This is a genomic window from Neobacillus bataviensis LMG 21833, assembly GCF_000307875.1.
Taxonomy (GTDB): Bacteria; Bacillota; Bacilli; order Bacillales; family Cytobacillaceae; genus Neobacillus; species Neobacillus bataviensis.
This window is the reverse complement of record NZ_AJLS01000040.1, coordinates 1-12,784: the sequence shown is the minus strand read 5'-3', so window position 1 is coordinate 12,784 and position 12,784 is coordinate 1. Positions and strand designations below refer to the sequence as shown.

The 12,784-nt window shown below is 41.5% G+C and carries 15 protein-coding genes; all 15 read right to left on the bottom strand.

Annotated elements, in window-relative coordinates:
* Positions 1-37: 37 nt before the first annotated feature.
* Entirely contained in the window at positions 38-598 is a 561-nt protein-coding gene (gene pth / locus BABA_RS05700) for an aminoacyl-tRNA hydrolase (RefSeq protein ID WP_007084187.1), read from the bottom strand.
* Positions 599-731: 133 nt separating this feature from the next.
* Positions 732-1,367 (bottom strand): 50S ribosomal protein L25/general stress protein Ctc, encoded by a 636-nt coding sequence (locus tag BABA_RS05695; protein ID WP_007084186.1) that lies wholly within the window; start codon positions 1,365-1,367, stop codon positions 732-734.
* A 69-nt stretch (positions 1,368-1,436) separates the two neighbouring features.
* Positions 1,437-2,393, bottom strand: a complete 957-nt coding sequence (locus BABA_RS05690) for a ribose-phosphate diphosphokinase (RefSeq protein ID WP_007084185.1) — start codon at positions 2,391-2,393, stop codon at positions 1,437-1,439.
* Positions 2,394-2,415: 22 nt separating this feature from the next.
* Entirely contained in the window at positions 2,416-3,789 is a 1,374-nt protein-coding gene (gene glmU / locus BABA_RS05685) for a bifunctional UDP-N-acetylglucosamine diphosphorylase/glucosamine-1-phosphate N-acetyltransferase GlmU (protein WP_007084184.1), read from the bottom strand.
* Positions 3,790-4,016: 227 nt separating this feature from the next.
* Positions 4,017-4,307 carry a septation regulator SpoVG gene (gene spoVG / locus BABA_RS05680; RefSeq protein ID WP_007084183.1) on the bottom strand — a complete coding sequence of 97 codons (291 nt, stop codon included), beginning with the start codon at positions 4,305-4,307 and terminating at the stop codon, positions 4,017-4,019.
* A 178-nt stretch (positions 4,308-4,485) separates the two neighbouring features.
* Positions 4,486-4,860 (bottom strand): 2-iminobutanoate/2-iminopropanoate deaminase, encoded by a 375-nt coding sequence (gene ridA, locus BABA_RS05675; protein WP_007084182.1) that lies wholly within the window; start codon positions 4,858-4,860, stop codon positions 4,486-4,488.
* The gene (purR, locus tag BABA_RS05670) at positions 4,857-5,690 is read right to left on the bottom strand and encodes a pur operon repressor (RefSeq protein ID WP_007084181.1); all 834 of its coding nucleotides are present in this window, start codon (positions 5,688-5,690) and stop codon (positions 4,857-4,859) included. The genes ridA and purR overlap by 4 nt, the downstream gene beginning before the upstream one ends.
* A 55-nt stretch (positions 5,691-5,745) precedes the next feature.
* Positions 5,746-6,615 carry a 4-(cytidine 5'-diphospho)-2-C-methyl-D-erythritol kinase gene (gene ispE, locus BABA_RS05665; RefSeq protein WP_007084180.1) on the bottom strand — a complete coding sequence of 290 codons (870 nt, stop codon included), beginning with the start codon at positions 6,613-6,615 and terminating at the stop codon, positions 5,746-5,748.
* A 225-nt stretch (positions 6,616-6,840) separates the two neighbouring features.
* On the bottom strand, positions 6,841-7,026 hold the full coding sequence (locus BABA_RS05660; protein ID WP_007084179.1) for a small, acid-soluble spore protein, alpha/beta type: 186 nt from the start codon (positions 7,024-7,026) through the stop codon (positions 6,841-6,843).
* A 127-nt stretch (positions 7,027-7,153) separates the two neighbouring features.
* Positions 7,154-7,417, bottom strand: coding sequence for a biofilm formation stimulator Veg (gene veg / locus BABA_RS05655; RefSeq protein ID WP_007084178.1), 264 nt, complete (start codon positions 7,415-7,417; stop codon positions 7,154-7,156).
* 202 nt (positions 7,418-7,619) lie between these two features.
* Positions 7,620-8,504 (bottom strand): sporulation peptidase YabG, encoded by an 885-nt coding sequence (gene yabG, locus BABA_RS05650; protein WP_040345416.1) that lies wholly within the window; start codon positions 8,502-8,504, stop codon positions 7,620-7,622.
* 232 nt (positions 8,505-8,736) lie between these two features.
* On the bottom strand, positions 8,737-9,615 hold the full coding sequence (rsmA, locus tag BABA_RS05645) for a 16S rRNA (adenine(1518)-N(6)/adenine(1519)-N(6))-dimethyltransferase RsmA (protein WP_007084176.1): 879 nt from the start codon (positions 9,613-9,615) through the stop codon (positions 8,737-8,739).
* Positions 9,608-10,168 (bottom strand): ribonuclease M5, encoded by a 561-nt coding sequence (gene rnmV, locus BABA_RS05640; RefSeq protein ID WP_007084175.1) that lies wholly within the window; start codon positions 10,166-10,168, stop codon positions 9,608-9,610. Before rnmV ends, rsmA begins: the two co-directional genes overlap by 8 nt.
* 210 nt (positions 10,169-10,378) lie before the next feature.
* Entirely contained in the window at positions 10,379-11,560 is a 1,182-nt protein-coding gene (locus BABA_RS05635; protein ID WP_007084174.1) for a G5 and 3D domain-containing protein, read from the bottom strand.
* A 236-nt stretch (positions 11,561-11,796) separates the two neighbouring features.
* Complete coding sequence (locus BABA_RS05630; protein WP_007084173.1) at positions 11,797-12,564, bottom strand: TatD family hydrolase; 768 nt, start codon at positions 12,562-12,564, stop codon at positions 11,797-11,799.
* Positions 12,565-12,784: the final 220 nt, after the last annotated feature.

The following is a 12,784-nucleotide window of genomic DNA, read 5'->3' as shown; positions in this document are numbered from 1 at the left end:
CTTTATTGTATGAAAGAAAGACTTGTATCATGAACAATTACTGATTATATTCATTCATGACTTGCAAAAATGGCTTCTCAAGCCAGGACGAACAGGCATCTGCACTTCTTTTCACTGCTTCTTCTGTCAACGGCTTTTCATCAGGACGAAAGCGCCCAAGAACGTAGTCAGGTACACTCATTCCTGCTTGCGGCCGGTCAATGCCGATCCGAATACGGTTAAACTCTTGTGTGCCAAGATGGGCAACAGTTGACTTAATCCCATTGTGGCCGCCAGGGCTCCCTTTTTGACGAAGCCGTGTTTTCCCGACTGGCAGATCAAGATCATCATAAATGACTACTAAATCCTCTAACTCTATTTGATAGTAATCCATGACCGCTCTAATCGATTCCCCTGATAAATTCATATACGTTAACGGTTTTAATAGTAATACCTTTTCCCCTTTATAATGACCAATCCCATACAAACCTTTAAATTTCGACTGATTTAGCGGGATGGAAAATTGATTTGATAAGGTATCAATGACTTCAAAGCCAATATTATGTCTTGTCTGCTCATATTGCTTCCCAGGGTTACCTAAACCAACAATACATTTCATGGGTTCCACCTCTTTCGGTTCAGCAAACCTGTTAAAAATTTTTCGAAACATCGCCATTCTCCCATTATATCTTAATTCATTTCAAAATGCGTTAAAAGACGTAACCATTTAAAGGTTACGTCTTTTACCCTATTCACCCTTCTACGGGGGTTGTTTCTCTGCCTTCTTCTTTATCTGGATGTCCGCCGTCCTGCTGTTCACCAGCATTAATTTCCTCTTCTTGCCTTGGCGGCAGGATGGAGGCGATCACTTCATCATCCTCATGGTTGATCGTAAAGCCACCGGCTGATGGAATATCACCAGCCAACACCGTTTCTCCTACCTGCAGATTGGATATATCCACTTCAATTTGCGGTGGAATATTGTCAGGAGTAGACGTAATCGATAATTGGTGAACCGGCTGCTGCAAGACACCTCCGTCTTTTACTCCAGCCGCTTCTCCAACAAGAACAAGTCTGACATCGACATTGATTTTTGAGGATTTATCCACGGCTAGAAAATCAACATGGAGAATTGCCTTTTTAAATGCATCCTCTTGATAATCGGTCAGCACCACATCATGCTTGCTGCCATCGACATCAAGGGAAATGACTCCATTCCTGCCTGCTGACCGGATAGTTTTTGTTAAATCCGCTGCACTAACAGACACTGGTTTACTTTCAACTTTCGCTCCGTAGATAATGGCCGGAATACCGCCGTTTTCTCTGATTTTCCTTAAGGCAGAATACGTGAGTTCCTTCCGTTCCTTTGCTTGTAAAACAGTACTCATATGTTTAGTCACCTTCCTACTTTAGTATCTATTTAAAATACCCCAAAATAGGAAGGACTAAACATTTTTTTAATCAAATAAAGTACTAACAGATTGTTCTTCATGGACACGAATGATTGCTTCGCCAAGTAGTGGAGCGACAGATAGGTTGACAATTTTTCCTCGCTTTTTCTCTTCTGGAAGAGCAATCGAGTTGGTCACCACTAATTCTTTTATTTTCGAGTTTTCAATACGTTCAATCGCTGGGCCGGATAATACGGGATGTGTACAACAAGCATACACTTCAGCAGCACCATTCTCTACTAAAGCATTGGCAGCGAGAGTAATGGTTCCTGCTGTATCAATAATGTCATCAATTAAGATCGCTACTTTCCCCTCGATATTACCAACAATATTCATCACTTCAGCCACATTCGGTCTTGGTCGGCGTTTATCGATAATAGCAATAGGTGCTTTTAAACGCTCAGCCATTTTTCTCGCCCTTGTTACCCCCCCATGGTCTGGGGACACAATGACAATGTCACCATTCAATTCCTTGTTTTTAAAGTACTCTGATAAAATTGGCACACCCATAAGGTGATCAATTGGGATATCAAAGAATCCTTGGATTTGCGGCGCATGTAAATCTAAACAAATCACGCGGGTTGCGCCTGCAGTCTCTAACAGGTTTGCCACTAATTTGGCTGTAATCGGCTCGCGAGCCCGCGCTTTACGATCCTGACGTGCATAGCCATAGTATGGCATAACAATATTAATTGTCTTTGCCGAAGCTCGCTTTAAAGCATCAATCATGATTAATAATTCCATAATATTATCATTTACAGGTAAGCTTGTTGATTGAATAACATAGACATCACAGCCGCGGATACTTTCTTCAATATTGATTTGGATTTCTCCATCACTAAACTTTGAGACTGAACATTTTCCGAGTTCCACACCAATAACCTTAGCGATTTCTTGTGCAAGGGGCAGATTTGAATTTAAACTAAATACCTTTAAATTTGGATCTAAATATTGATTTGACATGATGGGCCTCCCATTATCATTGCTATTTCTTAAGATTAAGCTTTTGAACGTAGTTTTCTTTATTCACCTGCTGTGCTCGTGCAATTGACAACGCATCACCTGGAACATTCTTTGTGATGGTAGATCCAGCTGCCACATAGGCACCTTTACCAATTGTGACAGGGGCAACAAGGTTAGAGTTACAGCCAATAAAAACCCCATCCTCAATTTTTGTTAAAAATTTATTCTTTCCATCGTAATTCACTGTAATCGAACCGCAGCCGATATTTACGTCACTGCCCACCTCGGCATCCCCGATATAGCTAAGGTGCGATGCCTTGCTTCCTTTTCCAAAAACAGCCTTCTTGATTTCGACAAAGTTTCCGATTTTCACATCGTCGCTAATATTGGAATCGGGACGAATATGAGCAAACGGACCAATATTGACATGGGAACCAATTGAGCTGTTATGTGCCGCCGATTGACGAATAACGGTTTCATTGCCAATTTCACACGCATCAATTTCTGAGTTTGGGCCAATGAGACATTCCGTCCCAATAACCGTCTTCCCTTTTATAACAGTCCCGGGATAGATAATAGTATCCTGGCCGATTTCAACAGCTGTTTCTATATATGTGTTAGCAGGATCAATAATGGTAACCCCGTTCCGCATATGGGCTTCATTCGTCCGTTTGCGCATAATTCGCTCTGCTTCTGCTAAGGCAACACGATCGTTTACGCCCAGAGTTTCCTCGAATTCATCTGTTTGGAAGGCTGTGACCACTTCACCCTGGTTTTTCAGGATTTCAATAACATCTGGTAAATAGTATTCGCCTTGAACATTGTCATTTGAGACCTGCCGTAACGCTTCAAATAAGGCACGGTTATCAAAACAATAGGTACCTGTATTGATTTCATTTATACCCCGTTCCGCTTCTGTGGCATCCTTGTGCTCAACGATTTTCTCAACGAGGCCATTTTCATTGCGAATGATTCGGCCGTATCCCGTTGGGTCCTCGATTCTTGCTGTGAGGATTGTCGCTTTTGCGGCTGCCTGCTCATGGTGGTTAAAAAGAGACTCCATTGTTTCTGCTTGAATTAATGGAGTATCACCGCAAACAACAATCGTTATACCCTCTTTGCCTTCAAGCAAGGCTTGTGCCTGCATTACTGCATGGGCTGTACCCAACTGCTGATCCTGTAATGCATAGTGACTGCTGTCACCTAATTGCGCCTGTACCATTTCAGCCCCATGACCGACAATCGTCACCATTTCTTGAATATTTAATTCGTTTATTTGATCAACTACATGTTGTACCATCGGTTTACCGCATACTGAATGTAATACTTTATACAGCTTTGATTTCATCCGCGTTCCTTGCCCCGCAGCTAAAATCACAGCATAACGATTAGACATGGACAGTCCTCCAATTTTACCTTTTTATCCATTAAAAATATTAACGTAAATGGGCTCGCTTTTCAAGGAATGAACTGGAAGAGTCTAATTTTGTAATATTAAGTTTATTGGAGAGAACGGTTGAAGGGAGTACGGAGGGATATATAACCTAGATTCGGCTATATTTTACCGGAGATGGACAATAAAAAGAGCCTTACTCAGAAGAAAGGCCCTAGTTGTGTAAATCCTTAGGAAGCTCCGGCTTCTTCAAATTCTACTTCCATTTCGCCTAAACGGTGGTACTCCGCCAATACAGCTTCTTGGATTTTACCGCGTGTTCCTGAATTGATTGGATGCGCAATGTCACGAAATTCTCCATCTGGAGTACGTTTACTTGGCATAGCTACAAATAAACCGTTGTTTCCGTCAATAACACGAATATCATGAACAACGAATTCATTGTCCAATGTGATTGATGCAATCGCTCTCATTCGACCGTCCGTGTTAACCCGGCGTAATCTTACGTCAGTTACTTCCATGTGCTCACACCCTTTTTTGTTATATAAAAAGCTAAATTATTAAATTCAACAATTAATTCAATATTCCTGCTTGAATTTTAAAATATTTTTGAAAAATTAGGGCAAAATGGTGAACATTTGTAAAAATTGGGGATTTACATGCAAAATTTGCCATAGGTGAGACAAAAAAAACGCTCGATTACTTCACGAGCGCAATTACTTCGATTTCAACTAGAGCATCCTTTGGCAGACGGGCAACCTCTACACATGAACGGGCTGGTTTATGTGTAGAGAAATACTCACCATACACTTCATTTACTGCAGCAAATTCATCCATATTTTTAATAAAGACGGTTGCCTTTACAACCGTTTCAAGCGATGCACCCGCCTCACTTAACACAGCATGTAAATTACGAAAGACTTGATGGGTTTGCTCTTTTACATCACCTGTTATCATCATTCCTTCAGCAGTTAGGGGAATTTGTCCGGAGCTATAAAACAAATTGTTTACAACAATTCCTTGTGAATAAGGCCCAATGGCCGCTGGTGCTTGATTGGTTTGAACTACTTTCATGTTAACCCCTCCATATATTTAAAATAGTTTCCCTCATGTACGCTAATCTTCTTTTCTTTTTCATCGACATTAGTTAATTGGACGAGTGATAAATATTCATCCACTAACCGTTCTTGAATCTTTTCCGACTCCACTAAAACAGCAATGCCCACTAAATGGGAATTAAATTCCTCCAGCATGCTGATCATTCCCATGACAGTTCCGCCAGCCTTCATAAAGTCATCGACAATGAGGACTCTTGAATCCTGCTTCATGCTTCTTTTTGAAAGCACCATCATTTGGATTCTTTTTGCAGACCCGGAAACATAATTAATGCTTACAGTTGGCCCTTCAGTTACCTTACTATCTCTACGGACAATCACGACAGGGGCATTTAACTGACTTGCGACCGCATAGGCAAGGGGGATCCCTTTAGTCGCCACAGTCATGACCACATCAATTTTCGCGTCGGCATAGGCAGAAGCGATAATACGGCCTGCCTTTTGCACAACCTGCGGATCTCCCAAAATATCCGTTAAGTATAAATAACCACCTGGTAATAGTCGTTCAGAATCTCCAATTAAATTACATAATTCATTTATAAATGGCTCCACTTCTTCGCGGCTTACCTTAACGAAAAATTTAACTCCACCGGCAGCTCCTGGTACTGTTTGCAGCGTTCCGATTCCTCTTTGTTCAAAGGTTTCTTTTACAATTGCCAAATCCTCACTAATGGACGACTTTGCAGACGAATATCGCTCAGCAAAAAAGGTGAGCGGCACAAGCTGACGCGGATGATCAAGTAAATAATTTGTCATATCAATTAAACGTTCACTGCGGCGAAATTTCATAATTAACCCCCAGAAGCCGAATATTCTAATATAAGAATATCATTATTGTACGTCTTTAATCAAGCGAGTGTCGTTCTCCAAGCATGCGTACAGCAAATACCTGATCACAGAATCCTCTTAGCCCGTTATAGATGCGATGCATTCTTGAATCATGCTGGACAATACCAAATACAGTTGGGCCGCTGCCGCTCATTAAAACAGCATCTGCGCCAAAACGCCTCATTTGTTCTTTTATTTGAGCAACCTCTGGGTGCAGATGTAAGGTTACATCCTCAAGAACGTTCCCTACGTTGCTGCATACCAATGAATAGTCATGATTGTGAATAGCCTCAATCATGCCGCCTATATCAGGGTGATTCGTTTGATTGACATCAAGCCTTCGATAAACCTCCGCTGTTGATACACCTATGAAGGGCTTTGCAAGGATCACCCAGCAGGTGGGCGGCGCAGGCAGCTCTGTGATCAGCTCTCCTCTTCCCGTTGCTAAAGCCGTTCCTCCATAAACACAAAAGGAAACATCAGAGCCAATTTCACTCCCTAGCTCGGCTAATTCATCGAGGGTTAAACCAAGACCCCAAAGTTTATTCAGGCCTCTTAAGGTTGCAGCTGCATCACTGCTGCCCCCGGCTAATCCGGCAGCCACGGGGATGGTTTTTTCAATTGAGATTAGCACACCTTTTTTCACATTAAATCGATCCTTAAGCAGCTGTGCCGCTTGAAAGGCAAGGTTACGCTGGTCATCTGGAACGTATCGATTATGGGAAAGAATATGTATTTTATCTTGATTTAATAAAGTTAGCTCCACTCGATCAGCTAAATCAATGGTGGTCATAATCATTTCAACCTCATGATAACCATCGGAGCGTTTATGTAACACATCTAATGCTAAGTTTATTTTAGCCGGTGCTTTGACTAACAGCTTCACTTTCGTCCACCTACTTCTGTATAATCCAATCCGAAATCCACATTTTGTCCTATTTTACCACAAAATGATAAATGTAAGACGTGAGATATGATAAATCCTGTCAAATAAAATATTTTAACATGATTTTTTTATAGAAAACAGCCACGAGATAAGAAAAAAAGGCCGGTACAAGGAACTTTTTGTTCCCAGCACCAGCCTTGCTGTGGTTAAGATTTGTTTATAGAGTTAAGATTTCGGCCCCCGATGGATCAGCTGTTCTTGCGCAAGCTCAACGGCACGTTTCACCATGTTCCCAGCATCCCTTGCCTTAATGCCGCCCCATCCCTCTTTTTGAACGACATCATAAAAACCAAGTTCTTTTGCAAGTTCCTCTTTAAAGCCTTCGGACATAATCCCTCTTCTTCTGCCCATCTAAACAACCCCTTTCGTACCACAGTATTCTTAGTATGGGGTAATCTAGGATTTTCATGAAACAAAATAATTCTGTAAACAGCAAAAAGCAGTAAACCTTGGTTTACTGCCATACATTGCTTATATACTAGCTTAAAGCTACATGTCCTGCTGCATCATCGTAGAAAGTAATTTGTACTGTTTCTGTTAGCACATCCGCATAGCTGTATGAAACACGCTCGAATGAGTTTTCATCTTGATCTAATTCAATAACAAAAACAGATGGGTAAGTTTCAGCTAAAACACCGGAACGTTCAATTGTTTTCCTGCGTCCCCCGTTTGCTTTTAGCAGCAATCTTTTCCCTAAATTTGTGTCAAGAGCCTTTTTGATATCGGCTAAGGTTTTCGGCATTCAATCCACCTCACTGTGTAAAGTGTAACACACTGACATAGTATTGTCAAACAAAAATATAAATTATATCAGTCCGACAAAAACTTTGTCAATATTTTTTATTCTACTTTTTCTTCTAATTTTCAACATTTCTTAGCCTTACCTTGTTAATGGCGGAATATGTATCATTTCAAAAAAAATAAGCCGACCGAAATGCGCAGGCTTATTCTTCTACATCTTGTACTGGTTTGTAAGGCATTCCGGTTCGTAACACACCTTTTGTTTCAATACCCCCAAGTCCCTTTTCCCCTGTTAATGTATTTCTTAATACATCCCAAACGTTAATTCTTTCCATAAACGGGGTGAAGCTTATTTTTGCGACAATATAGACGGGGTCGAGAGCATGAATATTGATCCTTGAAGGGGAACTGGCAAAGTTTGCCCCTGCATGGATGAGTGATTCAAAATGGGATTGGCAGGCACCTGCAAAGATGACCAGTTGATCCAGATGAGGAATTTTCTTTCGTGCCTCCCTAACAGTTAGAACGAAATGCTTTGAATGACGATAGGCATTAATATCCGTCATCTTCCCCTTTGCCTTTGAATAGGCATCATGCCCGGTGATAACAAGAATATCCGGACGATAATGATCAATCAGTCCAGCAATTTTATCAGGCATCTCCTTTTCATTGCAATGAATCCCTAAAACTGGTATCCCAATTTTCTCATATAACGTCATACACTTTTTCAAATAGGTTGGGTCACCATCTAAATGGAGTACCCTTCCGGGAATTTGAAAATAATTGCTCGGTTTTACATATCCGCCAGTCGCTGCGTATTCCTGCCTGGACTTTAACAGCTCAACATCCTGTGTAAAAAGCCGCAACGACTGTTCTTCAAGTGTTCTATACTCTTGGCTTAGTTTTACCCTTTCATGTTGGTTCACTACCACCAAATCAGTGTAAGGTGCATCGGCAACAAGACGAAAATCCTCACCATAAAGGATGGCGAATTTCTTGTCATTGATTTGACGCAAATCCATTACGCGAAAGAGAAGATCACAATTATATGATTTTCTTCCGACAATATCATTTATTTTTATATCCACTGCCGTCACTCCAATAAGACCAGCAAATGAGGCCTTTCGTTTAGGGTTTCTTTCATAGGCTATGCAAACAGTGATGTCCACGTGAATAGAAAAGCGGAAGGCGCCCGTATATCGGCGACAAGCACAAGACGAGCCGGCCGAAAGGTTGTTCTTTAACCTTTTGGACGGATTGGCTTGTGACCTCGAGCCGATGGCGCCTGGAGCTAGACAAAAAAAAGACCCTTTAAAAGGTCTAATGGAAATGGGGATATAGTTCATCAGCTAACCGGCCAAACTCTTCTAAGGAAAGGGTCTCGCCTCTTCTGGAAGGTTCGACTCCACTTGCATCTAAGGCAGCGAGGATTTCCTCTTTCTTTTGTTTTCCGTCAGGAAGCTGACTTGTTAAGTTATTGAGTAAAGTTTTTCTTCTTTGGGCAAAGGAGGATCTTGTCACTTGGAAAAAGAATGCTTCATCTTTTACAGATACAGCCGGCTTCTCCCGTTTGGTCAATCTAATAACAGCTGAATCGACATTCGGCTGCGGGACAAAAACGGTTTTTGGAACAATCATTACGGTTTCAGCTTCTGTGTAATATTGAATCGCAATCGAAAGCGAGCCATAGTCCTTTGTTCCAGGCTTGGCTGAAATCCGGTCAGCCACCTCTTTTTGCAGCATACAAACAATCCCGCGAATTGGCAGATGATCCTCAAGCAGCTTCATGATGATGGGGGTTGTCACATAATAAGGGAGATTCGCCACAACCATGATATCGTCTATGTCCTTAAATTCTTCCTCCATTACCGTTTGCACATCCGCCTCTAATACATCCTTATGAATAATTTCCACATTTTCATATGGTGACAGCGTATCCTGCAAAATTGGTAATAATCTTTGGTCAATTTCAAAAGCTACAACCTTTTTACTAGAGCGGGCAAGCTGCTCGGTCAGGGCGCCAATCCCCGGGCCAATTTCAATTGCCCCGGAATTCTCATGAAGATTAGCAAAGCTGACGATTTTTTTTAATATATTCGTATCAATTAAGAAGTTTTGACCAAGGCTTTTCTTAAAAGAAAACCCATATTTTTCGAGAATGGCCCTTGTTCTCAAAGGGGTAGCGATATCCTTATTCATTGTGTTCCTCCTGTCGTACAACGCCTAGTGCTTCTGCAAATTCCTGTTTACTAATTTGAAACATCATTAAACGCTTATGTAATTGTTTTCCATTCGTATAGCCAATTTTCAAAAATTGCCCCAGGGCGATTCTTCGCTCTTTTGCCCCCACACCGCCGATGAGACCGGCTGTGAGTAAATCCTCCTGTGTGATTTCCTCTGAAATGGTTTCATGCATGATCTGAGCATCCTTCAGGGCTTCTCTAATCGCCTCGGGGCTGGCATGTTCTACGCCAAGGCCCTTGCCGCTCTTTGCAATCGCTGCTTCTTTTGTTAAAAAAGCGTGCTTACAGCCAGGGACAGCCGCTGCAATGGTTTTCCTGATCTTTTCACCCGGAAAATCGGGATCGGTAAAAATAATGACGCCTCGTGTTTCTTGGGCACGCCTTACTCTTTCAATGGTTGTCTGATTTACTGCAGAGCCGTTCGTTTCAATCGTATCTGCGTCAACTGATCGTTTTATCGCTGTCGTATCGTCTTTCCCCTCTACGACGATTATCTCTTTTATTTTCATATTGAAACAAAATTCCTCCGTAATATTATTAATAAAAAATGAAAAATAATTGAAACATTTTTGTAATGTCCATCGTCTATATTATTAAATGAATTCATACAATGAAAGTAAGAAAGATAAAAAATATTAAATGATGTATCGATAGTAAGTATAAAGAAAATCTTTGAAAAAGCAAAATGCAGAGGAAGTATCCCTCTGCACTTACATGACTTACTGCAAGATCTTTATCTTTACCTTCTTCCGCCCCCATCGGTATGCTTCCGCATTGGATGGCATCAATAAATCAATGATGTACCCTTTAATCGCTCCGCCTGTGTCGGCAGCAACAGCATAGCCATAGCCTTCCACATACACTTTGGTTCCAAGTGGAATCACTCTTGGGTCAACAGCAATGACTTTCATATTCGGATTTGCGCGGAGATCAAGGCCTGTAGCTGTACGGCCGGAACAGCCGTTGCAATATGCTGTATAAGCGGTTGCCGTGACGTAAAATTCAGTTCCTGTTTCTTCTGCACCACGTGAAACCTGCATAGTTAATTCCTTCGTTCCGACAGCAACTACTTGATCCTGTTTCGCTGTAAGCCTCTGTTCATTGGTCAGTTTTCTTGAAACTTCCTTGCCATTTTCAAGCACGACCTCATATTGTTTAGATATCCTGCCATGCTTGCCGGGCGTGACGATTTTCTCTTTCCCTTTTTCTAAACTTTCATCCTTTTTTGTTACCACGGCAAATTGAACTGGTTCTTCCACTACATCGGTGACTTTTTCTACGCGAATGACGTTAACAACACCATTCTCTGGGATGGTTTCTGTTAATGACGGTTCAACTCGGTCTAATTCATTTAGTGTGATGCCCTGTTGTGTTAAAAAGTCAGCGACCGTAGCCGAAGTGGTCCAAACTTGTTGCTCCTTGCCTCCGTCCACATATGTAAGATGAATTGCAGGGTCTATTTCAATCTTCATCTTATTTTTGATTGCCGTTTGTGGCCTTGGTGAAATTTCATCCTGTTCCTTCAATACAATTTTCTGCTCTTTTAAAAGCTCAGCCACTGTTCCGGCTGTAGTCCAGATCGTTTTTTTCTCGTTGTCCTTGACAATGTGAACCTTGTTTGCCTGCTTCCAAACAACTTTAAGGTGATCCTTCACCTTCGTGTCTGCTTTTGGAGACAAGTGATCTTGTGAGCGAACGGGCACATCCAGATCATCTAATAGTTCCTTGATGGTATCTGCATGCGTTTTTATGACCTGTGGCTTGCCATTAAGTGTCATTGCTACCGTGTTCTTTGAACCTTCAAAAAAAAGAACGCCTAGAGTTGTTAGCAAAACTACGAAACTAGCAAAAGCAATGATCAATGCCCTTCCACTCAAAGATTCGGAAACCAGGTTTTTCATGTGTTTGAATACGATGAAAAACGCCTCCTTTTCTAGAGAGAGATTATAGTACCATGCTGCCGGCTGTCAATCCTTGCATACCCTGTAAAGGTATTTCTAATTATGCACAAACCTGGAAACTTTGCAAAGAAAAACTTATCGACACGGTTATCCTATGTTGAAAAGGAGACGTGTAGAACTTTTTGTTATCTGAAAACATTTGGACAAGCTTCTTGTATCTTCGACAAAATCCTTTATCAGTTTATGGCGAAACATTTTTTAGCATTTCGTGTCGTCGCCTCTGCAACTTCTGCAAATGTCAATCCTTTAATTTCGGCAATTTCCTCAGCAACCAACTTTACATATCCGGGTTCATTTCGTTTTCCACGGTAGGGGTGTGGAGCTAAATACGGGCAATCCGTTTCAATTAACAGTTTATCTAATGGGATTTCTGCTGCCACTTCCTTTGGCTTCCTTGCATTTTTGAAAGTAACGGGGCCGCCAAGGGAAATATAAAAATTCATTTCCACGCATTTCCTTGCTACTTCAGGGCTGCCGCTAAAGCAATGCATAATGCCTCCTACCTCCTCTGCCCTCTCTTCCGCTAATATTTCCACGATATCGGCTGTTGCTTCACGGTTGTGAATGACAATTGGAAGCTTCACTTTTTTTGCTAGTCTGATTTGTTTACGAAAAACCTCTTTTTGGATCTCTTTTGGAGACTTGTCCCAATGATAATCCAGACCCATTTCACCGATGGCCACTACCTTTGGGTGTGAAGCCAGTTCCTCAATCCACACTAAATCCTCATCGGTCATGTCAATAGCATCAACAGGATGCCAGCCAACGCAGGCATAAATAAACTCATATCTTTCTGTAAGCTCCATCGCCCTTTGAATGGTGGGGCGATCAAATCCGACGACAACCATATTGGTGACACCTTCATTTTGCGCCCTTAAAATGACCTCTTCTAAATCTTCGTTATATTGTTCAGCGTTTAAATGGACATGTGTGTCGAATAGCATAAGATTTTCAAACCCTCATTTCTATTTTTTTCTTTAAATTGTGCACGGACCACTTTCCAATGTCAAAAAACATGAAAAAAAGGGAATTTCCACGAAAATTGTTTCACGTGGAACATTCCCTTTTTATGATTGGTCTAGCTTTAGCGCCCTAGCGGCTAGTGTCCTTCGCTCTCCGCCATACGATAAGTCAAGCACGAATGCGCCTTCGGCTCTTCGTGTT